Genomic DNA, 20,887 nt, shown 5'->3' on the forward strand with positions numbered 1-20,887 from the left:
TGTGGTAAGCTTGCCATGTTTTCCCGCCCGTTTTGTTGGTTGAGGTGCTTCTGAATACGCCGGCACAGCTTTCACTGCCACTCTATCTTCCCGATGATGAAACTTTCGCTAGTTTTTATCCGGGGGAGAACCCGTCCCTATTAGCGGCGATCCAGTCCGCTGTGCATCAGTCTCATGGCAGTTATATCTATTTCTGGTCGCGTGAAGGCGGTGGCCGCAGCCATCTGTTACATGCCGCTTGTGCTGAGTTATCGCAAAAGGGCGAGGCTGTTGGTTATGTCCCACTAGATAAACGTGCCTATTTTGTGCCGGAAGTGCTGGATGGCATGGAGCAACTCGCGCTGGTGTGTATTGATAATATTGAGTGTATTGCCGGTGATGAGCAGTGGGAAATGGCGATATTTAATCTCTATAACCGCATTGTAGAAACTGGTCGTACCCGCTTATTAATTACCGGCGATCGTCCACCACGCCAATTAAATCTCGGCTTGCCGGATCTAGCTTCCCGCCTTGATTGGGGGCAGATCTATAAATTGCAGCCGCTGTCAGATGATGAAAAACTGCAGGCTTTACAATTACGTGCCAAATTGCGTGGTTTTGAACTGCCGGAAGATGTTGGCCGTTTTCTGCTAAAACGCCTGGACCGAGAAATGCGCACCCTATTTACGACGCTCGATCAACTGGATCGCGCTTCTATCACCGCCCAACGTAAGTTGACTATTCCTTTTGTGAAAGAGATCCTGGGGCTTTAATCCCCCTGCGTCCTTGGCGCCGCAGCGGTGTTAGCTGCGCTCACTCACCCGAATCACTGACTTGAGTCAGCTCATCGGGATGAGCTCGCTGGCTGCCTTGCTGCAACCCCAATGACTTTGGGGTGTCCTGCGTTTGTGGCGCCGCAGCGGTGTTAGCTGCGCTCACACACCCGAATCACTGACTTGAGTCAGCTCATCGGGATGAGCTCGCTGACTGCCGCTGTACTCAGTTACTAACCCCGAATCACGGCAAGATCTCCAGCACCTGCTCTGGTGGGCGGCCTATGCGTGCTTTGCCTTGATAAACTACAATCGGGCGCTCGATGAGCTTAGGATTCTCACTCATCGCTTGCAGCAATTGATCCTGTGTCAGTGCCTTATCCGCCAGATTCAGTGTTTTGTAGAGATCTTCTTTGGTGCGCATCAATTGACGGGCATCACTGAAACCTAGCTGTTGCAGTAATTCTTTCAGGGTTGTCACTGAAGGTGGGGTATCTAAATACAATACCACTTGCGGCTTAATGCCATGCTGTTCGAGGAGGGCGAGGGTCTCCCGGCTCTTGGTGCAGCGTGGATTATGATAAATCGTGACCTCTTTCATCGTAACTTTCCTTAAGACTTCTGATATTTGCGGAAGCGCTCATTCAATTGGCGCAACTGGTCAATGCGAGCATCATAGCGAGCTTGTTCTAAACTCCCTAACTTCACTCGTGCGCTGGCATCGCTAAGTAAACCAATGGCTTGCGTCAATTTACCACTTAATGCCAGACTTTCTGCACGAGCTGCCAGTTCTTGGTCGCGTAACCCCATTGCAGCAGCTGCTTGCGCCAGCAGATCCCAACCATTCGGATCATTTGGGTTAGCGAAGGTATAGCGGTTCAGTAACTTAATGGCAGCAGCCGGCTGCCCGCCCTGTACATACGCATTAGCCAGATTCAGCTGTAATACCGGCTGTTCATCTTTTTGTGCTGCGATCGCTTTTTGTAACCGCTCAATAGCTTGCGCCGGTTTGTTTTGCCCCAAATCGATATCTGTCATCAAATCGAGGAACCAAATATTGCCCGGCTGTTGCGCTAACAGTGGTTGTAACTGATTGCGGGCTTCATCATATTTTTTGGCTTGATACCACAAAATAGCCTGGCCATATTTAGCAGCCAGTTGCCCACGAGTGGTGCCTTTACTCAAGGTGTCTAACAGGTCTGGCGTTAGGCTGTTTTCAGTCGAACCATACATGCCAAGAATACGAACCTTGGCGAATAGATAGTCTTGCGACGAGGCAATAGGGTGCGGCTTCATCTGATTGGCACGGTTACGCGCATCGGATAGGCGGCTGTCCGGCAAGGGGTGAGTCAGCAGCATTTCGGGTGGTTTGGAGGCATATCGCGACTGATCGGCCAGTTTTTGCAGGAAGTTTGGCATGGCCTGCGGATCAAACCCTGAACGTTGCAGCACTTGAATACCAATGCGGTCAGCTTCCTGTTCGTTGCCTTGTGTGAAGCTGATGATACCCTGCTGAGCCCCCGCCAGAGTGCCACTCAAGCCCGCCATACCCGCTTGCGGACTGGCCATGGTCAGTAGAATTGAACCTAATACGCCAACCCACGTCAGCGGTGCCATTCGTTGCTGTTCTTCCATGGCTCGCGCCAGATGGCGTTGTGTCACATGGGATATTTCATGGGCTAAGACTGATGCCAGCTCACTTTCATTGTCGGTATAACGGAACAGGGCTGAGTGCAGCACCACATTGCCACCAAAGAACGCAAAGGCGTTGATTTGATCATTATTGACCAGATAGAAGTGAAACGGTGTGCGCACGGAGTAGGCGTTGGCGACCAAACGGTTACCTAACGTATTAATATATTGCGTTAATAGCGGGTCATAAATCAGCGGGGTACTGGCGCGCATTTGGCGGACATAAAAATCCCCCATGGCCTTTTCTTGATCAATACTCAAGGTTGCACCCGCTGAGGTGCCGATATCGGGCAGCAAATCTTGTGTCTGGGTTTCAGCTTTAACAGATACAGATCCGGTGAGCAGTAAACTACTCATTAGCGTGGCGATCACTGTCTTGCTTAACCGACTTGTTTTACATAACCAATATGTCATAAACGAGGTTGCCCCTACTAATGTAATGACAATTAGACTCCGAGATGTGTAAGAGTTCTTCTTCCTTGCTCTGCTCTCCAGTACAATCATCACGAAAGCGAGTTAGATCACAAAAATAGTCATAAATAGGTTAAAGGTTAAGCTCTTCATCCGTTGCTGAAACTCGCAACTATCTTAGTCAGCCTATCGTTATAAAGGAATAGTTATATAAAGGAATGGTGTCTAAGGCAATGACGATAAGATAACGGCCGACGCGTAAAACTTACCTTCGGGTTATGCCTCTGTTTTTCGGGGCGATTAAAGGAACTCATCGATTTGTGGGTTCCTCATGGTACTTAAGGAGCAATTTCGGATGCTAGAGCTGTTGTTACAATGGTATCGTCGGCGTTTTACTGACCCGCAGGTTATCGCGTTACTGGTTATTCTGTTGGCCGGGTTCTGCATTCTCTACTTCTTTAGCGGTATTTTAGCCCCGTTGTTGGCGGCTATTGTACTGGCATATTTGCTGGAGTGGCCGACAGCTCGCTTGCAGCGTGTTGGTTGTTCACGCCCGTGGGCGGCCAGTATCGTATTGGTGGTTTTTGCCAGTATCATGCTGCTGGCAGTATTTGTTGTGGCACCAACAGTGTGGCAACAGGGCAATAATCTGATATCAGATATGCCAAAAATGCTCAATAAATTCAATGCATTTGCTCAGACATTACCTTCACGTTACCCCGCATTGGTGGATGCAGGCATCGTCGATATGATGGCAGAAAACCTGCGCAGCAAGCTGTCCGGTATGGGAGAGTCAGTGGTTAAAATCTCGCTGGCCTCATTAATCGGTTTACTGACCTTGGCAATCTATTTGATTTTGGTGCCATTGATGCTGTTTTTCCTGCTCAAAGATAAAGAGCAGATGCTGAATGCAGTGCGCCGTATTTTACCGCGTAATCGTGGTTTGGCCGGGCAAGTGTGGCTAGAAATGAACCAGCAGATTACTAATTATATTCGCGGAAAAGTGCTGGAAATGGTAGTGGTCGGCATTGCCACGTATTTAGTGTTTTTCGTGATGGGCATGAATTACGCGCTATTACTGGCGGTATTAGTCGGTTTTTCTGTCTTGATTCCTTACATTGGCGCGGTGATTGTCACTATCCCTGTGGTGCTGGTGGCGCTATTCCAATGGGGGGTAGGTGCCGATTTCTGGACTCTTTTTGTCGCCTATCTGGTCGTACAAGGGCTGGACGGCAACTTACTGGTGCCGGTGTTGTTCTCTGAAGCCGTGAACCTGCACCCACTGGTGATTATTCTGTCAGTGATCATTTTTGGCGGTATGTGGGGTTTCTGGGGAGTATTCTTTGCCATCCCATTGGCCACCTTGGTTAAAGCGGTTATTCATGCGTGGCCGGAGGAGTTTATCCCCGACGCCAATTAACTATCCCCTGCGCCCTTGCCGCTGCAGCGGTGTTAGCTGCACTCACTCACCCGAATTACTGACTGGAGTCAGCTCATCGGGATGAGTTCGCTGGCTGCCTTGCTGCAACAGCAATGGCTTTGGGGATATATTGCGCCCTTGTCGCCGTGGCGGTGTTAGTTGCACTCACTCACCCGAATAACTGACTGGAGTCAGCTCATCGGGATGAGTTCGCTGGCTGCCTTGCTGCAACAGCAATGGCTTTGGGGATATATTGCGCCCTTGTCGCCGTGGCGGTGTTAGCTGCACTCACTCACCCGAATCACTGACTGGAGTCAGCTCATCGGGATGAGTTCGCTGGCTGCCTTGCTGCAACAGCAATGGCTTTGGGGATATATTGCGCCCTTGCCACTGTGGCGGTGTTAGCTGCACTCACTCACCCGAATCACTGAATTTAGCCAATAAAAAGAGCGCCTAAGCGCTCTTTTTTGCAATGAAGGATAATGGCGAGTGCATCATAACTTAGGCACTTTGGCGCAAATAATCCATGACGATATCGTGGTGGTTAGTGGTTTTGAAGTTATCAAACACATGCTCCACCTTACCATTTGCATCAATTAAGAAGCTGATACGATGGATTCCGTCGTAGGTTTTACCCATAAAACTTTTCTCACCCCAAACACCAAATTGCTCTGAAACCTGGTGATCTTCGTCAGACAGCAGAGTGAAATTTAGCAATTCCTTTTCGGCGAAACGCGACAGTTTTTCGGGTTTATCGGTGCTAATACCCAGCACTTCGACGCCTGCTTTCTTCAGTTCGTCCATGTTGTCGCGCAGACCGCAGGCCTGAACGGTACAGCCAGGGGTCATGGCTTTAGGATAAAAATAGACTAAGACACGTTGTCCCTGGAAGTCGGCCAAACTAATTTGCTCGCCATCTTGGTCGGGCAAACTAAACTTCGGCGCAATATCACCGGCTTTCAATGGGCTCATTACTAACTCTCCATTCGTGAGTCATGCTGTGGATAGTTCACAACGCTAATACTGCCTTGCGCGTTGAGTTCTGTACATAGCTGATAAAAGGCTTGTTCGATTAATGAACTGTTTTGGCTGGCGGGGCTGTGTGCGCTGATCTGGATATGCAATCGAGGAGGAATGTCTCCTTCAGCCGGTTGTGTCTTGGAAACCAACTCCGCGATATTCATATTGTGGCAATGAAACAGATTGGTAAACCGTTCAATAATATGAGGGGAGTCATTGACTTCAACTTTTACCCATACTGTGGCAGGCATCGCTTTCTGATTTTGGGCATTGGTCCGCTTCATCACAATCAGCAAATCAAGCTCCGCGCCTTTTTGTGGCAAGGTTGATTCCAGTAGGGTAATAGCGTTCCAACTGCCGGAAAGCAGCATTATAAATGTGAACTCCTCACCAAACATGGCCAGCCGGCTATCTTCAATATTACAACCGCAGCTACTGACGTGGCGGGTGATGGTATTCACGATTCCAGGGCGGTCAGCACCGAGTGCGGTAATGACCAGATAATGTTCATCAAGCTGCGGCAAAATCGCTCTTCCTGTCATGCTCTTTGGGGTTACCATGGTAAACATAAAAAAAACCTGCTGCCAAGCGCTTACAACACAGTTGTTTGCTTGCTTTTGGATAGAGGTCAAAAGTACCATGAGGAACTTGTTTAAGTAGGGGGTGGGCAATGTTTACGGGAAGTTCGATGTTTACAGGAAGCATAGTTGCGCTGGTAACGCCGATGGACGACAAAGGTGCTGTCGATCGTGCGAGCCTTAAGAAACTTATCGATTATCATGTAGCCAGTAAAACTGCGGCGATTGTCTCCGTGGGCACGACGGGCGAATCTGCAACGCTGAATCATGACGAACACGTTGATGTGGTCATGCAGACGCTCGAACTGGCCGATGGCCGCATCCCGGTGATTGCCGGAACCGGCGCTAATGCCACCTCCGAAGCAATTTCACTGACCCAACGGTTTAATAATACCGGTGTGGTGGGTTGCCTGACGGTGACGCCATATTATAACCGTCCGATGCAGGAAGGGTTATATCAACACTTTAAAGCGATCGCTGAAAGTACCGATTTGCCACAAATTCTCTATAATGTGCCATCGCGTACCGGTTGCGATATGTTACCGCCGACTATTGCCCGCTTAGCCAAGATTAAAAATATTGTTGCTGTTAAAGAGGCAACAGGGAACTTAAGTCGTGTAAGTCAGATCCAAGTGCTGGTTGATGATGAAGATTTCATCCTGCTCAGTGGTGACGATGCGAGCGGACTGGACTTTATGCAACTGGGCGGCAAAGGTGTTATTTCGGTGACAGCGAACATTGCTGCGCGCGAAATGGCTGAACTTTGTGCATTGGCTGCACAAGGTAACTTTGCAGAAGCACGCCGTTTGAATCAGCGCTTGATGCCGTTGCATCAGCATTTATTTGTAGAAGCAAACCCAATTCCGGTGAAATGGGCCGCGAAGAAACTGGGATTAATGGCAAATGATACTTTGCGTCTGCCAATGACCCCGTTGACCTCTCCGGCTAAACGGATTGTGGAAGACGCGCTGAAAAGCGCAGGTTTGCTGTAACTCTTAGGGAAATTTGATGGCAATATCATTGCAAAAGTCGACGGTGGTAACGGTTGTGGGTGTTTCGCTGGCAATGCTGCTGGCAGGCTGCACCACCGACCAACGCTACAAACGCCAGGTTGGCGGTGACGAGTCTTATCTTGAAGCTCCAGGGCTAAGGCCGCTGAACTCACCGGCAGGGATGATCCTGCCAGTGCAAAATGGTGAGTATGATGTCCGTTCCGTCAACTCTCAAGGCGCTGTGGGTAAACAGTTGGACATCCGTCCTCCGGTACAGCCACTGGCATTGTTAAGCGGTTCTCGCGCTGAAAATGCTAACGATACCAGCAAGCTATTGTTAGAAAATAGCCCGCAAAATCGTAATCTGTGGGCGCAAGTTACCCACGTTCTGCAAGATAAAAACTGGACGATAGCCAGCCGTCAGGATGCCAGCCAAACGCTGACAACCGACTGGATCAAATGGAACCGTGCAGATGAAGACGTTCAGTTTGAAGGCCGTTATCAGATAAGTGTGCAGGAACAAGGTTATCAGTTGGCGCTAGTGGTCAAATCCCTTGCTCTACAGCAAGGTGGGAACCCAGTTACCGGCTATACCGAAATTCAGCGTTACAATGGCGCTATGTTGAATGCCATCGTAGAAGGCTTGGATAAAGTCCGTTCTGATAGCGAAAGCAGCCAGGCATCTCGTCGAGTCGGTCCTTTGGATGTTCAAAGTGGCAGCGATGATACCGGTTTACCACAATTAGTGGTCCGCGCACCTTATGCTGTGCTGTGGGAGCGCCTACCGGCCGCACTTGAAAAAGTGGGCATGAAGGTCACTGACCGTAGCCGTCCGCTGGGCACGATTAACGTTACCGTTAAATCTATGAGCAGCAGTAGCTGGGATGCGTTGGGCGCTAAAGACCCTGAATTGCCAGAAGGTGATTATAAGTTGCAAGTCGGTGACCTTGATAACCGCAGTAGCTTACAGTTCATCGGCCCTAAAGGGCAGACACTAACCCAGTCGCAGAATGATGCACTGGTCGCCGTGTTCCAGGCAGCACTTAGCCAGACAAGTGCTACAAGTACCAAATAAAACCAAAGGGGCTGCGGCCCCTTTATTTATTGAACATTGTCATATCACTGGAGTAATAAGATGCAAAAGCTAGCTGAGTTGTATCGTGGCAAGGCGAAGACCGTCTATACCACCGAAAATCCTGACCTATTGGTATTGGAGTTCCGTAACGATACGTCAGCACTGGATGGTCAGCGCATTGAGCAGTTCGATCGTAAAGGCATGGTAAACAACAAATTTAACCATTTCATTATGGCTAAATTGGAAGAAGCCGGTATTCCTACCCAAATGGAACGTTTGCTGTCAGATACCGAAGTGCTGGTGAAAAAACTGGAAATGATCCCGGTTGAGTGTGTCATCCGTAACCGTGCTGCAGGTTCGTTGGTAAAACGTCTGGGTATCGAAGAAGGTTTGCCGCTGAATCCACCGCTGTTTGATCTGTTTTTGAAAAATGACGCCATGCATGACCCGATGGTCAATGAGTCTTACTGCAAAACCTTTGGCTGGGCAACAGAAGCGCAATTAGCGCGGATGAAAGAACTGAGCTATTTGGCCAATGACGTGCTGAGCAAACTGTTTGATGATGCCGGTTTAATCCTGGTGGACTTCAAGTTGGAATTCGGCCTGTTCAACGGCGAAGTGGTCTTGGGTGATGAGTTCTCACCTGATGGCAGCCGCTTGTGGGATAAGAAAACCTTGAACAAGATGGACAAAGACCGCTACCGTCAAAGTTTGGGTGGTTTGATTGAAGCCTACGAAGAAGTTGCACACCGTATTGGCGTAAAATTAGACTAACCGCGCAATCGATTACGTTTCATTGACGGCACTGTTTTAGGGGAGGGACTCTCGGTCTCTCCTTATCCTTTAGCTCCTTTGCTCATTCCTTGCGGCCTTGGCGAATCATCTGAATCCACCCCTCGGTACCAATCATTTTCGCTTTTAATGGTATTAGCTCCGGAGATTTCCTACGATAATGTGTAAGAAATATATCTGGGAGCATAGCTATGCGTTGGCAAGGTCGTCGCGAAAGTGACAATGTAGAAGACAGACGCGGTAATTCATCTGGCGGTTTCCGGCCGCCAATTGGTGGCAAAGGTGGTTTGGTTATCTTGATTGTGGTGCTGGTGGCGGGCTACTACGGCGTCGACCTGACGCCGCTATTAAATGGCAACGATCCGATGTCACAAAGCCAAACACAGCAAAGTCCACCACGTTCTGTCAGCGCGAAAGATGACCAATATGCCAAATTTACCTCGGTGGTGCTGGCGGATACTGAAGATACCTGGAAACCTATTTTCCAAAAAATGGGCCGAACTTATCAGGAGCCTAAGCTGGTGATGTACCGAGGTGCCACCCACACCGGTTGTGGTACTGGGCAATCCGTTATGGGGCCGTTTTATTGCCCGGCAGACAGTACGGTTTATATCGATCTCTCTTTTTATGAAGATATGAAAAATAAACTGGGCGCGGGCGGTGACTTTGCTCAGGCCTATGTCATTGCTCATGAAGTTGGCCACCATGTACAGCATTTGATGGGAATTGATACCAAAGTGCGCCAACAGCAGCAGGGGGCATCTCAAGCAGAAGCCAATCGCTTATCGGTCAAAATGGAGTTACAGGCTGACTGTTTTGCCGGTGTATGGGGTAAAGCGATGGAAGCGCAGAATGTGCTGGAAGTGGGGGACTTACAACAGGCCTTGAATGCCGCACAGGCCATTGGTGATGACCGGCTACAGCAACAAAGCCAAGGGCGTGTAGTGCCGGACAGTTTTACTCACGGCACCTCGGCACAGCGCTATAGCTGGTTCAAACGTGGCTTCGACAGTGGTGACCCGAATAGCTGCAACACCTTTGCCAGCCGCTAATAGCACTAGAACCTCAAGTAAGCAGGGATTATCATAACACCACTTTTTGCCGGCACATTCGCTGCCGGCATTCTATTGCAAGGCAGGGATAACCATGGCTGCTCTCGACCCAACTTTATTAATTCTCTTGGTGCTGGCTGCACTTGGCATTATCAGCCACAACATGACTGTCACATTAGCTCTTCTGGCACTCATTGCTGTTCGTATCACGCCTCTGAATCAGTTTTTCCCGTGGATAGAAAAATATGGCTTAACCATCGGCATATTGATCCTGACTATTGGCGTAATGACGCCGATTGCCAGTGGGAAAATCAGTGCCAGCGAAGTATTGCACTCCTTTGTACAGTGGAAATCGATACTCGCCATTGTGGTCGGGGTCGCGGTTTCTTGGCTTGGTGGCCGAGGTGTTTCGTTGATGACACACCAACCGTCAGTGGTGGCGGGCTTACTCGTCGGGACGGTATTGGGGGTTGCGCTGTTCCGCGGGGTGCCGGTCGGGCCATTGATTGCCGCCGGGCTGCTCTCGCTGGTGATCGGTAAATCCTAGCGTGAATAATGCGATTATTGCTTGTCAGCCAATTGTTGCCCGCCAATCATTGATGGCGCAGCAGGGAATTCGGCGCTTATTGGTGCTCAGTGGCCGTGCCGATTGGGCACGACAGCAGGCGCTGGCGCTATGTGGGCAATTAGCCGGGGATTGGTTGTGGATTGGCGAGGATCTACCGGCAGGTATTAATGGCATTCGCCCGGCAGCAGCAAAAACCTTGCTTGGTCAAGAGTGGCTTCACGCGGTGTTTGATGCCACCGACGGTTTGAATACTGAAGCACTGGCGGTGCTGGCGGGAACATTGCGAGCGGGCAGTTGGTTGGTGCTGTTAGTGCCGGAATGGCACCGCTGGCCGCATTTGCCCGATCGCGATAGTCTGCGCTGGAGTGAACAAAGTGAGCCAATCATAACGCCCAACTTTATTCAGCATATGCAACGGCAAATTCTGGCTGATTCCGATGCTATTTTATGGCAACAAGGTCAGCCGCTCTCGCTGAGTGCCGGGGATTGCTATCCTGACTGGTTCCCGCCGGAGGGTACGCCAACCACGGAACAGCAACAGATTTTGCAGCGCCTGATGCAGGCAGAGGCGGGTGTCTGGGTGTTGACTGCGGCCCGAGGGCGGGGGAAGTCGGCACTCGCCGGGATGCTGGTGGCATCTTGGCCGGGCAACTGTTGGGTTACCGGTCCGGGGAAAGCGGCCACTCAGGTGTTGAGCCAGCGAGCAGGGGAGCGGGCGCGCTTTTGGGCACCAGATGCGCTATTGGATTACTGCCAGCAACATGATGTCAGTGAGATTGATTGGCTATTGATTGATGAGGCTGCCGCTATCCCGACTGCGCTGTTATCCGCACTCTTGGCCTATTTCCCTCGAGCATTATTAACAACCACGGTACAGGGATATGAGGGCACCGGGCGCGGCTTCTTATTGAAGTTTTGCGCCACTTTGAGTGATTGGCATCATTTAACCCTGTCCGACCCGATTCGCTGGGCCAGCCATGATCCGCTGGAGCGCATTGTGGATGACATTATGTTGTTCAATGATGAGTTGCCAGCAGCTCAATCTCTTGGCGCACAAGTTGATATCATTCCTTGTGAGCAGCGCGCCTGGCTGGATAATCCTGAATTACTGCGGCATTTCTATGGCTTACTCTCCAGCGCGCATTACCGCACCACTCCCCTTGATCTCCGGCGTTTGCTGGATGCGCCGGGAATGCACTTCTCAGTGGCGAAAGCCGCAGATTCAGTTATTGGTGCTTTGTGGCTGGTGGATGAGGGCGGCCTGGATAGCAGCTTAGCTCAGGATGTCTGGGCTGGCAGGCGGCGGCCCAAGGGCAGTTTAGTGGCGCAATCTTTGGCGGCTCACAGTGGTCAATGGCAGGCACCGACCTTGTTATCACGGCGCATTAGCCGCGTGGCAGTCACGCCATCATGGCGGCGCCAAGGTATTGCCCGCCAGATGATTTTCGCCGAGTTGGCACGAGCACAACAGGACCAGCTTGATTTTCTTTCGGTCAGTTTTGGTTATACCGCCGAGTTAGCCGCTTTTTGGCATGCCTGTGGATTTCATCTGGTGCGCATAGGCAGCCACCGAGAGGCCAGTAGCGGCTGTTATGCTGCTATGGCGATATTACCCTTGAGTTGTGCGGGGCATGCGCTCTATGACTCAGCGCGGCAGCAATTAGCGCGCGATTGGTATTGGTTGCAGCAATGGATTGATCTGGACACGCCACTATCGTTGCCACAGTCAGAACCGGTTGATATCACTTTAAATGACGACGACTGGCGCGAACTTACCGGATTTGCTTTTGCTTTCCGCCCATTAGAGGCTAGTTTGCCCGCTTTGCAGCGGCTGCTATTACAGCCTGAACTGTTGCAGACTGAGTTACCTCTTGTCGCATTGCGGCAATATTTACAGCAGGGCATTGCACCAGCAGAGATTGTTAGCCATCTGGGGATTTCAGGTCGCAAGGCATTGATGGCCCAGTGGCGGCAAGAGGCAGCACAGGGGATGGCGGCGGTTGATGTTATTAAAGTGGGGTTGGCGGGCGGATCAGGTTTCGGTTGGTATTGATTCCGGTGATCCGGTTTGGTTATTGAGTATCGGATCTAGTTTCGGTTGATATTGATTCTGGTGATCCGGTTCGGTTGACATAAGATTGGCTGCAACCTCACCTCCGATGCCTCAACCGCCAAAGAGGTCACAAGCGCGTGACCCCTTTGGAATCCCCGTGCTTGCGCACGTATCGCTAGCCCACTTCGTGGGTGGCCCTCGACTCATCGTTTCGCTGACGGACCGCCGTGATTATTGCCTCTTCGAGGCTACCCTTCGGGCCAACGCAAGCGTTGTTCAAAACTGCTCCGCAGTGTTGTCGCATCCATGCTCAAGCACGGCTCGCTCGGCATCCATGCCTCGCGTCCTATCTCCACTCTTCACTCGGCTGCTCAAATGTGCTTTAAAAGATTAAGGTCAACACCATGATTTTGACGTTGAGCGCAATCAGAGATATTGCCGACAAGGATTAAGGGTAGAGTGAGCGGGCATGGACGCCCGCGAAAAGCGCGCTTGAGCATGGATGCGAATCGCGCTGGCTCGTCAGCCCGAAAGACGCGGGAGGTTTACCCGTAGGGCAATATTTCGCGCAAGCCGCAGGTGCAGGAGGGCCGGCTTGCCCTCCTGCTCGGTTGAGGTGGTGGAGAACAGGTGATCACCGAATGAATACCAACCGAAACCAAACTCCATACCCGACAACCGAACCGGATCACCAGAATCAATACCAACCGAAACCAAACTCCATACCCGACAACCGAAACGGATCACCGAAATCAATACCAACCAAACCCAGCCCCCATACTCATGCACTCGGATCATCAATAATTCCCACCAACTCCATCAATAAAACCCAATATCCCTACCAAACCAACAGCGTATAGTCATTTTATCGTTACTTGATGATTAAAGGTCTTCCAATGAGTCAGCAGAATATCGTGGTGCAGCAACCGGCAAAACCAGAGCAATTAATTTTACTGTTTCATGGGGTTGGCGACAGTGCCGCGGGCATGGCGCCGGTCGGGAGCCATTTCGCCCAAGCATTTCCTCAGGCATTGGTGGTCAGTATTGATGCTCCTTTTGCTAGTGGCATGGGCAATGGGCGGCAGTGGTTTTCAGTTCAAGGTATTACCGAAGAGGGCCGTCAGGGGCGGATTGATGACGTGATGGCGCAATTTGTCGCCACAGTGCGTCAATGGCAACAGCAAAGTGGTCTGAATGCACAGCAGACCACACTGGTGGGCTTCTCGCAGGGCACAATTATGTCGCTGGAGAGCGTGAAAGCGCAGCCGCAATTGGCAGGGCGGGTGATCGGGTTCAGTGGGCGTTTTGCCACTTTGCCGCAACAGCCGATAGCCGATGTGGTGATTCATCTGATTCATGGTGAGCAGGATGGTGTTATCCGGGTCGAGCATGCCAAAGCCGCAGTCAGCAGCTTAACGGCATTAGGTCATCAGGTGACGCTGGATTTGGATGCTCATACCGGGCATGGCATTAATCAGCCGATGCTGGAGCGTGCTATTGCCCAACTACGTCGGGATATCGCCGCGAAATAGTTATCTCAAACGAAGGGGAAGCCCCCTTCGTTCAATAGGGTTCGTCACTTACTTACTTTTTCTGGTTTTTATCCGGCCAGTCATCGTCATCATCCCACTGCGCATTATTATCGCGATGCGGGGGTAACTCCGGCTTGTTGCTCAAAAATTTCTTATGATCAAGGCGGCGTAACTCTTTGATTCCATTTAAAATAATACCCGCCAGCAGGATAAGAACAACCCACCAGTAATCTGCTAGCCAATGCATGGTTTAATTCCTATAAATCGTGAAAAAATCATCGGTAAATGGCGGATAAGCCACTCACTGCCTGCCACATCTTGTGACTGCCAAGCTTCCAGCAAAATAGCTGGAGTCAATAAATGTTCCGCCGCTTGCGCCAGAGGCCGATAGCTCAGATGCCAAGGCTCGGCGGCAACACCGCCAGTGTCTTCACTAAAAGGCCGGTAAAAGCCAAACTCGACCATATGAGTATCAAGCCATTGCGTTAGTGGATAAAAATAGCCACCCGCTAGATATTCCCATGGCTCCAGCTGTAATTTTGCCTGTGCTGGTAACAGTGATGGATCGTAAATATCTAAATCGCTGCCCCAGTGATGGCGGCTGGCTCCCGGCAGTGCTGACCAACGTAAAATAGCTTCACAGCGCGCAGCATCATCAAGCTGAGAAACATCGATTGGATGACTGTCTTTATCTAATACTGGTCGCTCACCGCGAAATTTACCATTCCAGATAGCTAATTGGCGGTCAAAATCACGAAAAGTACTGGCTGGTTGTAAATCAAAACCTGCCACTTTAGCTGCCTGCTGCATTGCCAGAAAGGCGTCAACCGCTTGCGGCTGCATCCGGTGGTTACCTGTTAACACCACTAAATGCTCTGTTGAACGCCCGGTAAGCATCTGTGGCGTTATCATGCGATAAGTTGCTCCATGATTCTTTGATACATCCGGCTCAGCAGTTGTAAATCAGCAGCGTGGACGCATTCATTTACTTTATGGATGGTGGCATTGACGGGGCCAAGCTCCACCACCTGTGCCCCCATTAAGGCGATAAAACGGCCATCAGAGGTGCCGCCGGTGGTTAATAACTGCGGTGTTAGTTCGGTGTAATGCTCAACAGCATTAACCACGGCATCAACCAGTGCGCCACGTGCGGTCAGGAACGGTTGGCCGGACAGTACCCACTCCAGAGTGTAATTGAGTTGATGACGTTGCAATAATTCCTCAACTCGCTGCTTAATCATGCTGTCGGTCAGTTCAGTACTGAAGCGGAAATTGAACTGCACATAGAACTCGCCGGGAATCACGTTATTGCTGCCGGTACCGGCATGCAAGTTAGCTATCTGCATACTGGTGGCAGGGAAGAACTCATTGCCTTCATCCCATTGGGTGGCAACCAGTTCATTTAGGGCGGGTATTGCGCGGTGAACCGGGTTATCCGCCAGATGCGGATAAGCTACATGCCCTTGAATACCATGAATATGTAAGTTGGCGGTGATGGAGCCACGGCGGCCATTTTTCACCACATCACCAACGCGCTCGGTACTGGATGGCTCACCGACCAGACAATAATCCAGCCGTTCATTGCGTGCCATCAGGGCATTAACCACTTTTACCGTGCCATTAATCGCTCTGGCTTCTTCATCAGAGGTAATCATAAATGCCAGCCGGCCTTTATGGTCCGGGTGTGCGGCCACAAAGCGCTCAGCGGCGACCACCATTGCGGCCAGCGAACCTTTCATGTCTGCGGCACCACGGCCATACAGCATGCCATCGCGGATGGTAGGTTCAAAAGGCGGGCTGCTCCAGTGGCTTTCATCACCGGTTGGAACCACATCGGTATGACCGGCGAACGCCAGTGTTTCACCTTCACCACGCCAGGCCCAGAAATTGAGAGTGTCGCCAAAATTCATCGGCTCGACAATAAAGCCAATGGCTTCCAGACGCTGAATCATGATCTCCTGACAACCCGCATCATAAGGGCTGAGCGACGGGCGTTTAATCAGTTGTTGAGCCAGTTCGATTACCGGACAGATCATGTTATTGCACCTCAATTGCAGTTTGATTTTGTTGAATAAAATGTTGGTAACTTTCAATGTTGAAGCCCAATAACATCGCGCCATTGGCGGCTTCCAGCAGTGGGCGTTTGATTATCGCTGGCTGCTCTAACATCAGCACTTTGGCCGTTGGCGCATCAGTAATGGCATCTCGCTGAGCTTGCGGTAACTTACGCCAGGTGGTGCCGCGGGTATTGAGCAGCGGCTCCCAGCCCAGTTTATTAATAAAGCCTTGCAGGCGTTCGTCACTCAACCCATCCACACGATAATCGTGAAACTGATAGGCAATGCCTTGTTCTTCCAGCCAGCGGCGGGCCTTTTTTATGGTGTCACAATTTTTAATGCCATAAAGGCGCAATGATGGGGTTGCTGGGTTATCTGACATGGAAAAATAATACCTCGGCTAGAATGGCAAATCAGGCCAGTCACTGAGGTGGCTGGCCGAGCTATTTGTCCATAATGCGGGAAAATGAGGTTTGAATCCAGACAGCTAGCGGCAGATTAACGCGTAAATACGCAACGACTGCCGGAGCCTTTAGCCAATTCGGTCAAGGTCAGCGGCATATTGGCGGATAGCTTTTTGATAAAGGCTGATGTCCTGATGATTTGAGGTTTCAGCCAGCAGTAGCAATAATGCGGCGACCGCCTCTTTGGTTTCACCCAGATTGTACAGAGTCATGGCCCGAAACAAGGTTATCTCTTTCGCTTGCGGAAAACGGGCCAATGCGGCATCAAATGTGTCTAACGACGCCTGATATAACCCCAATGCTCGGTAAGTGCTACCTAGCCCCAGATAAGCTTCCTGTAACTCTTTACCCGCCAGATTATGCTCGATAGCCGCACGATAGAAGGGGACGGCTTGCAACTCTAACCCTTGTACATCATACAGAGAGGCGATTTTAAACAGCAGACTGGCGTTATCAGGGGAGCTGCGCAATAAATCTTGCGCCATTGCCACCGCATCATCATAACGGCCCAGCTCTTTTAGCGAATCAATAGAGTGTTTCATGGTTTTGCTCTGCATTTTACCAATAACGGGTTGTGTCAAAAACGGCATTCACCCCTAACTATCTCAGCACGCTACTCCTGAATGACAAAACAGGCAAATAAAGTCGTACCCACCCAAGTCACTCCTTTGAACCGCCAAATTCCATATCTCTGCGATAGATCTCATTTCCACGATTAGATAGCCTGCTCTCAATTTTGACTGTGCAAAAAATAAGCGTATAATTGGGGTCAATAACTAGAGAGGATGTTATGGTTGAAGTTGAGTTGAGCACATGGAAAGAGTTTATCGATGCTATGCTGCGTAAGGCATAAGCGAATAAACCAGCAGTAAGAATTTTTATCTTTTTGTTGTTTTATCGATACACACCTAGGGGCGAGTTACCGCTCGCAAAAAGGCAGAGACTGTAAAGTTTCTGCCTTTTTTTATACTCTTCGCCCTTGAAACCACAGGGGTGTTAGCTGCGTGCAGTTACTCGAATCACTGACTTGAGTCAGCTCATCGGGATGCGTTTACTTGCTGCCTACCTGCGGCTCCAATAACGTTAAGTCAGCGGCTTACTTTGACTCTTTAGCGCGTGGTGGTCTGCCGGGGAAGCGGCGGCGCACCAAGACAAAGAACAGCGGAACAAAGAAAATCGCCAGCACTGTGGCCGAAATCATTCCCCCCATGACACCGGTACCGACCGCATGTTGGCTGCCTGAACCCGCGCCCTGACTGATTGCCATTGGCAGTACACCAAAGACAAATGCCAGCGAGGTCATCAGAATTGGCCTTAGCCGCTGGCGCGATGCTTCCAGAGTCGCCTCTACCAAATCCTTGCCCTTGTTATTCAACTCACTGGCAAATTCGACAATCAAGATGGCGTTTTTCGCCGACAGCCCAATGATGGTCAGTAACCCAACCTGGAAATAAACATCATTCTCCAGACCGCGCATCCAAGTGGCGGCAACCGCGCCAATCACCCCGAGAGGCACCACCAGCATCACCGAGAATGGAATTGACCAACTCTCATATAGCGCCGCCAGACACAAGAACACTACCAGCAGCGAAATAGCATAAAGGGCAGGGGCTTGGGAGCCAGATAGCCGCTCTTGATAAGACATCCCGGTCCATTCCAGCCCAAAACCGTTAGGCAGCTGTTTGACGAGATCCTCCATCACATTCATCGCGGTACCGGTACTGACTCCCGGTGCGGCCTCGCCGACAATTTCCAGTGCTGAATAGCCGTTGTAGCGCTCTAGCCGTGGCGATCCATATTCCCAGCGTGTGGTCGAAAATGCCGAGAAGGGCACCATGCCGCCGCTACTATTACTCACATACCATTTATTGACGTCTTCCGGCAGCATGCGGGCGGTGGCTTCAGATTGCACATAAACTTTCTTCACCCGACCGCGATCAACAAAATCATTCACGTAAGTCGAGCCCCAGGCGGTTTTAAGCGTGTTGTTAATATCATCCAGTGACACCCCCAAAGCTTGTGCTTTGCGTTGATCAATATCGATCTGCAATTGCGGGCTATCATCCAAGCCATTATGTCGCACTCGCGTTAACGCTGGGTTTTGGGATGCCAGCTGTAACAACTGGTCACGGGCTGCCATTAACTTATCGTGGCCCAAGCCGCCGTGATCTTGTAACTCCATATCGAAACCGGAAGAGCCACCTAAACCTGAAATTGCCGGTGGGCTACTGACTGACACTCTGGCCTCAGCAATTTTATTAAATACTTTGGTGGCCCGTTCGATAATGGCGAAGGACGAATCATTGCTATTCTTTCGCAGATCCCAATCCGTCAGGCGGATAAACAAACGCGCCACGTTCTGGCCATTACCGCCGGGGCCAGAACCCACGGTAGCGAACACTGACAAAACATTATTTTTCTCTTCGGTCAGGAAGTAGTTTTCTACTTTCTCCACCACTTTCAGTGTCTGTTGCTGAGTTGACCCGACGGGAAGCTGCACTTGCGCCATAAAGACACCACGGTCTTCCAATGGTAAGAAAGAGGTCGGTAACTTAAGGAATAACAACGCCAAGCCACCTAATAGCAGTAAATACAGCAAAATATAACGCAAACTGCGGTGTAAAACGTGCGCGACACCCCGCTCGTAACTGCGGGCACTGCGATCAAAGGTGCGGTTAAACCAGCCAAAGAAACCGCGCTTGGCATGATGATGCCCCTGTTCGACGGGTTTGAGCATGGTGGCGCAAAGTGCTGGGGTGAGAATCAACGCCACTAATACCGAGAGCACCATGGCGGACACAATAGTAATAGAGAACTGGCGATAAATAGCCCCAGTAGTCCCTCCGAAGAAAGCCATTGGGATAAATACCGCTGATAGCACCAATGCAATACCGACCAGTGCGCCTTGAATTTGCCCCATGGATTTACGCGTGGCTTCACGTGGGTCAAGCCCCTCCTCGCTCATCACGCGCTCGACGTTTTCCACCACCACGATCGCATCATCAACTAATAGGCCGATGGCTAACACAATGGCGAACATGGTCAGAGTATTGATACTGAATCCGAAGGCCGACAGTATTGCGAAGGTCCCTAATAACACGACCGGCACGGCGATCGTTGGAATCAGTGTCGCGCGGAAGTTCTGTAAGAACAGATACATAACCAGGAAAACCAATAAAATGGCTTCCAATAATGTTTTGACCACATCCTTGATTGAGGCTTTAACAAAGGGGGTGGTTTCATAGGCAATTTTGGCTTCAAGACCGTGCGGGAAGAATGGCGTCAGTTCTGCAATGCGGGCTTTTACTAACTCATCGGTTTGCAGCTCATTGGCCCCTGATGCCAGCTTGATATTCATTCCTGATGCGGCTTGCCCATTAAAGCGGCTCAGATAATCATAATTCTCGGCCCCCATCTCAACTTTTGCCACATCTCCCAGTGTGACCAGTGACCCATCCTGATTAACCCGCAGCGTGATTTCTCGGAACTGTTCTGGTGTCTGTAATTGAGATTGGGCATTAATGGTGGCATTCAGTGCCTGATTATTAACTGAGGGGGTACCGCCCAGTTGGCCGACGGCTATCTGGCTATTTTGTGATTGGATAGCTGTGACAATATCCTGCGTGGTCAGTTGATAATTATTGAGTTTATTGGGATCAAGCCAGATACGCATTGCGTATTGCGAGCCGAAGGCGTCGATGCTGCCCACCCCTTCAATTCGGCTAAGAGGGTCTTGCAAATTACTGGCGACATAGTCGGCAATATCTTGCTTATCCATGCTGCCATCGGTAGAAACAAATGCCACCATCATCAGGGTGTTATCACCCGACTTTGATACAGAAACCCCTTGTTGCTGGACATCTTGCGGCAGTTTTTTAATCGCCGATTGCAGCTGATTTTGAACCTGCTGCATCGCTTCGTTAGGGTCAGTACCTGCCTGGAACGTCAGAGTAATGGTTGCCGTACCGGCACTGCTGCTTTGTGATGACATATACAGCAGGTTATCCAGGCCAGTCATACTTTGCTCTATGACCTGCGTGACGGTATTTTCCAGTGTTTGTGCCGAGGCTCCTGGGTATGAGGCACTGATGCGCACGTTGGGTGGCGCCAGATTAGGGTATTGCTCAACAGGCAGGGTTGAGATTGCCAATGCCCCAGTAAGACACAAAATTATCGCCAAAACCCAAGCAAAAATCGGGCGGTCGATGAAAAAATTTGCCATGCAGTGCCAGCCTCTATAGATAAAGAATTATATACAGCAGAATCTACTGTGCACTTTACGTGGTAATGCTGAAGAAAACGTGAAGAAAATAAGGAGAAGCTGTAAAAAACATCGATATAACCGAGTTAATTTAGGCTGATAGGGGGAAGAATGATAAACAAGTGTTTCTGCTAGCATCAAGTACTGCTTTGGTACTGAAATTGCTGG

The 20,887-nt window shown here is 50.4% G+C and carries 24 protein-coding genes; 9 read left to right on the forward strand and 15 right to left on the reverse strand.

What is annotated here, in order from left to right; translation table 11 throughout:
* The first annotated feature begins 44 nt into the window (after positions 1 to 44).
* Positions 45 to 752 (forward strand): DnaA inactivator Hda, encoded by a 708-nt coding sequence (hda, locus tag FTA96_RS05765; protein WP_032910750.1) that lies wholly within the window; start codon positions 45 to 47, stop codon positions 750 to 752.
* Between the two features lie 40 nt (positions 753 to 792).
* Here hda and FTA96_RS23665 read toward each other — a convergent pair whose 3' ends face one another.
* The 3 genes from FTA96_RS23665 to bepA all read right to left on the reverse strand — a co-directional run bounded on the left by FTA96_RS23665 (position 793) and on the right by bepA (position 2,858).
* Positions 793 to 918: a hypothetical protein gene (locus FTA96_RS23665; RefSeq protein WP_261172619.1), complete on the reverse strand. Its 126-nt coding sequence runs from the start codon at positions 916 to 918 to the stop codon at positions 793 to 795.
* Between the two features lie 78 nt (positions 919 to 996).
* Positions 997 to 1,353 (reverse strand): arsenate reductase (glutaredoxin), encoded by a 357-nt coding sequence (gene arsC / locus FTA96_RS05770; RefSeq protein WP_050136549.1) that lies wholly within the window; start codon positions 1,351 to 1,353, stop codon positions 997 to 999.
* An 11-nt stretch (positions 1,354 to 1,364) separates the two neighbouring features.
* Positions 1,365 to 2,858, reverse strand: a complete 1,494-nt coding sequence (gene bepA / locus FTA96_RS05775; RefSeq protein WP_186372854.1) for a beta-barrel assembly-enhancing protease — start codon at positions 2,856 to 2,858, stop codon at positions 1,365 to 1,367.
* A gap of 352 nt (positions 2,859 to 3,210) precedes the next feature.
* Between bepA and FTA96_RS05780 the strand changes: the two genes are divergently transcribed.
* Positions 3,211 to 4,275, forward strand: coding sequence for an AI-2E family transporter (locus FTA96_RS05780; protein WP_050111092.1), 1,065 nt, complete (start codon positions 3,211 to 3,213; stop codon positions 4,273 to 4,275).
* Positions 4,276 to 4,317: 42 nt separating this feature from the next.
* Here FTA96_RS05780 and FTA96_RS23670 read toward each other — a convergent pair whose 3' ends face one another.
* The 5 genes from FTA96_RS23670 to FTA96_RS05790 form a co-directional block, all read right to left on the reverse strand.
* Entirely contained in the window at positions 4,318 to 4,440 is a 123-nt protein-coding gene (locus FTA96_RS23670) for a hypothetical protein (RefSeq protein ID WP_261172620.1), read from the reverse strand.
* A complete protein-coding gene (locus tag FTA96_RS23675; protein WP_261172621.1) occupies positions 4,441 to 4,563 on the reverse strand; it encodes a hypothetical protein in 123 nt (40 codons plus the stop codon).
* Positions 4,564 to 4,686: a hypothetical protein gene (locus tag FTA96_RS23680; RefSeq protein ID WP_261172622.1), complete on the reverse strand. Its 123-nt coding sequence runs from the start codon at positions 4,684 to 4,686 to the stop codon at positions 4,564 to 4,566.
* 90 nt (positions 4,687 to 4,776) lie between these two features.
* A complete protein-coding gene (gene bcp / locus FTA96_RS05785; RefSeq protein WP_050111244.1) occupies positions 4,777 to 5,247 on the reverse strand; it encodes a thioredoxin-dependent thiol peroxidase in 471 nt (156 codons plus the stop codon).
* Positions 5,248 to 5,249: 2 nt separating this feature from the next.
* Entirely contained in the window at positions 5,250 to 5,819 is a 570-nt protein-coding gene (locus FTA96_RS05790) for a glycine cleavage system transcriptional repressor (RefSeq protein ID WP_050101448.1), read from the reverse strand.
* Positions 5,820 to 5,983: 164 nt separating this feature from the next.
* On the opposite strand from FTA96_RS05790, the gene dapA reads away from it, so the two are divergent.
* The 6 genes from dapA to FTA96_RS05820 all read left to right on the forward strand — a co-directional run bounded on the left by dapA (position 5,984) and on the right by FTA96_RS05820 (position 12,405).
* Positions 5,984 to 6,865 (forward strand): 4-hydroxy-tetrahydrodipicolinate synthase, encoded by an 882-nt coding sequence (gene dapA, locus FTA96_RS05795; protein WP_050111243.1) that lies wholly within the window; start codon positions 5,984 to 5,986, stop codon positions 6,863 to 6,865.
* Positions 6,866 to 6,881: 16 nt separating this feature from the next.
* Positions 6,882 to 7,940, forward strand: a complete 1,059-nt coding sequence (bamC, locus tag FTA96_RS05800) for an outer membrane protein assembly factor BamC (RefSeq protein WP_050111242.1) — start codon at positions 6,882 to 6,884, stop codon at positions 7,938 to 7,940.
* Positions 7,941 to 8,000: 60 nt separating this feature from the next.
* On the forward strand, positions 8,001 to 8,714 hold the full coding sequence (purC, locus tag FTA96_RS05805) for a phosphoribosylaminoimidazolesuccinocarboxamide synthase (protein ID WP_050111241.1): 714 nt from the start codon (positions 8,001 to 8,003) through the stop codon (positions 8,712 to 8,714).
* Positions 8,715 to 8,923: 209 nt separating this feature from the next.
* The gene (gene ypfJ / locus FTA96_RS05810) at positions 8,924 to 9,784 is read left to right on the forward strand and encodes a KPN_02809 family neutral zinc metallopeptidase (RefSeq protein WP_145573335.1); all 861 of its coding nucleotides are present in this window, start codon (positions 8,924 to 8,926) and stop codon (positions 9,782 to 9,784) included.
* 94 nt (positions 9,785 to 9,878) lie between these two features.
* Positions 9,879 to 10,331 carry a DUF441 domain-containing protein gene (locus FTA96_RS05815; RefSeq protein ID WP_050111239.1) on the forward strand — a complete coding sequence of 151 codons (453 nt, stop codon included), beginning with the start codon at positions 9,879 to 9,881 and terminating at the stop codon, positions 10,329 to 10,331.
* Positions 10,332 to 10,383: 52 nt separating this feature from the next.
* Positions 10,384 to 12,405, forward strand: a complete 2,022-nt coding sequence (locus FTA96_RS05820) for a tRNA(Met) cytidine acetyltransferase TmcA (protein ID WP_050111245.1) — start codon at positions 10,384 to 10,386, stop codon at positions 12,403 to 12,405.
* Positions 12,406 to 12,927: 522 nt separating this feature from the next.
* Here the strand turns inward: FTA96_RS05820 and FTA96_RS05830 are convergent.
* Positions 12,928 to 13,203 carry a hypothetical protein gene (locus tag FTA96_RS05830; RefSeq protein WP_145573337.1) on the reverse strand — a complete coding sequence of 92 codons (276 nt, stop codon included), beginning with the start codon at positions 13,201 to 13,203 and terminating at the stop codon, positions 12,928 to 12,930.
* Between the two features lie 98 nt (positions 13,204 to 13,301).
* On the opposite strand from FTA96_RS05830, the gene ypfH reads away from it, so the two are divergent.
* The gene (gene ypfH / locus FTA96_RS05835; RefSeq protein ID WP_145530664.1) at positions 13,302 to 13,937 is read left to right on the forward strand and encodes an esterase; all 636 of its coding nucleotides are present in this window, start codon (positions 13,302 to 13,304) and stop codon (positions 13,935 to 13,937) included.
* Between the two features lie 52 nt (positions 13,938 to 13,989).
* Here the strand turns inward: ypfH and FTA96_RS05840 are convergent, their stop codons facing one another.
* The 6 genes from FTA96_RS05840 to acrD form a co-directional block, all read right to left on the reverse strand.
* The gene (locus tag FTA96_RS05840) at positions 13,990 to 14,184 is read right to left on the reverse strand and encodes a YpfN family protein (RefSeq protein ID WP_050109330.1); all 195 of its coding nucleotides are present in this window, start codon (positions 14,182 to 14,184) and stop codon (positions 13,990 to 13,992) included.
* A complete protein-coding gene (locus FTA96_RS05845) occupies positions 14,172 to 14,834 on the reverse strand; it encodes a M15 family metallopeptidase (RefSeq protein ID WP_186372857.1) in 663 nt (220 codons plus the stop codon). Before FTA96_RS05845 ends, FTA96_RS05840 begins: the two co-directional genes overlap by 13 nt.
* A gap of 11 nt (positions 14,835 to 14,845) precedes the next feature.
* Positions 14,846 to 15,973, reverse strand: coding sequence for a succinyl-diaminopimelate desuccinylase (gene dapE, locus FTA96_RS05850; protein ID WP_050109332.1), 1,128 nt, complete (start codon positions 15,971 to 15,973; stop codon positions 14,846 to 14,848).
* A gap of 1 nt (position 15,974) precedes the next feature.
* Entirely contained in the window at positions 15,975 to 16,376 is a 402-nt protein-coding gene (locus FTA96_RS05855; RefSeq protein WP_050132816.1) for an ArsC family reductase, read from the reverse strand.
* A 150-nt stretch (positions 16,377 to 16,526) separates the two neighbouring features.
* Entirely contained in the window at positions 16,527 to 17,000 is a 474-nt protein-coding gene (locus FTA96_RS05860) for a tetratricopeptide repeat protein (protein ID WP_050109490.1), read from the reverse strand.
* A gap of 554 nt (positions 17,001 to 17,554) precedes the next feature.
* Positions 17,555 to 20,680 carry a multidrug efflux RND transporter permease AcrD gene (gene acrD, locus FTA96_RS05865; protein ID WP_050109334.1) on the reverse strand — a complete coding sequence of 1,042 codons (3,126 nt, stop codon included), beginning with the start codon at positions 20,678 to 20,680 and terminating at the stop codon, positions 17,555 to 17,557.
* Positions 20,681 to 20,887 lie beyond the last annotated feature (207 nt).

The organism is Yersinia alsatica, from assembly GCF_902170305.1.
GTDB classification, from domain to species: Bacteria; Pseudomonadota; Gammaproteobacteria; order Enterobacterales; family Enterobacteriaceae; genus Yersinia; species Yersinia alsatica.

What these genes read in the sequence shown, in the direction of transcription:
- arsC (WP_050136549.1), bottom strand. Translation starts at nt 1,353, where the DNA reads ATGAAAGAGGTCACGATTTATCATAATCCACGCTGCACCAAGAGCCGG.
- bepA (WP_186372854.1), bottom strand. Translation starts at nt 2,858, where the DNA reads ATGACATATTGGTTATGTAAAACAAGTCGGTTAAGCAAGACAGTGATC.
- FTA96_RS05780 (WP_050111092.1), top strand. Translation starts at nt 3,211, where the DNA reads ATGCTAGAGCTGTTGTTACAATGGTATCGTCGGCGTTTTACTGACCCG.
- bcp (WP_050111244.1), bottom strand. Translation starts at nt 5,247, where the DNA reads ATGAGCCCATTGAAAGCCGGTGATATTGCGCCGAAGTTTAGTTTGCCC.
- dapA (WP_050111243.1), top strand. Translation starts at nt 5,984, where the DNA reads ATGTTTACAGGAAGCATAGTTGCGCTGGTAACGCCGATGGACGACAAA.
- bamC (WP_050111242.1), top strand. Translation starts at nt 6,882, where the DNA reads ATGGCAATATCATTGCAAAAGTCGACGGTGGTAACGGTTGTGGGTGTT.
- purC (WP_050111241.1), top strand. Translation starts at nt 8,001, where the DNA reads ATGCAAAAGCTAGCTGAGTTGTATCGTGGCAAGGCGAAGACCGTCTAT.
- ypfJ (WP_145573335.1), top strand. Translation starts at nt 8,924, where the DNA reads ATGCGTTGGCAAGGTCGTCGCGAAAGTGACAATGTAGAAGACAGACGC.
- FTA96_RS05815 (WP_050111239.1), top strand. Translation starts at nt 9,879, where the DNA reads ATGGCTGCTCTCGACCCAACTTTATTAATTCTCTTGGTGCTGGCTGCA.
- FTA96_RS05820 (WP_050111245.1), top strand. Translation starts at nt 10,384, where the DNA reads ATGGCGCAGCAGGGAATTCGGCGCTTATTGGTGCTCAGTGGCCGTGCC.
- FTA96_RS05830 (WP_145573337.1), bottom strand. Translation starts at nt 13,203, where the DNA reads ATGATCCGAGTGCATGAGTATGGGGGCTGGGTTTGGTTGGTATTGATT.
- ypfH (WP_145530664.1), top strand. Translation starts at nt 13,302, where the DNA reads ATGAGTCAGCAGAATATCGTGGTGCAGCAACCGGCAAAACCAGAGCAA.
- FTA96_RS05840 (WP_050109330.1), bottom strand. Translation starts at nt 14,184, where the DNA reads ATGCATTGGCTAGCAGATTACTGGTGGGTTGTTCTTATCCTGCTGGCG.
- FTA96_RS05845 (WP_186372857.1), bottom strand. Translation starts at nt 14,834, where the DNA reads ATGCTTACCGGGCGTTCAACAGAGCATTTAGTGGTGTTAACAGGTAAC.
- dapE (WP_050109332.1), bottom strand. Translation starts at nt 15,973, where the DNA reads ATGATCTGTCCGGTAATCGAACTGGCTCAACAACTGATTAAACGCCCG.
- FTA96_RS05855 (WP_050132816.1), bottom strand. Translation starts at nt 16,376, where the DNA reads ATGTCAGATAACCCAGCAACCCCATCATTGCGCCTTTATGGCATTAAA.
- FTA96_RS05860 (WP_050109490.1), bottom strand. Translation starts at nt 17,000, where the DNA reads ATGAAACACTCTATTGATTCGCTAAAAGAGCTGGGCCGTTATGATGAT.
- acrD (WP_050109334.1), bottom strand. Translation starts at nt 20,680, where the DNA reads ATGGCAAATTTTTTCATCGACCGCCCGATTTTTGCTTGGGTTTTGGCG.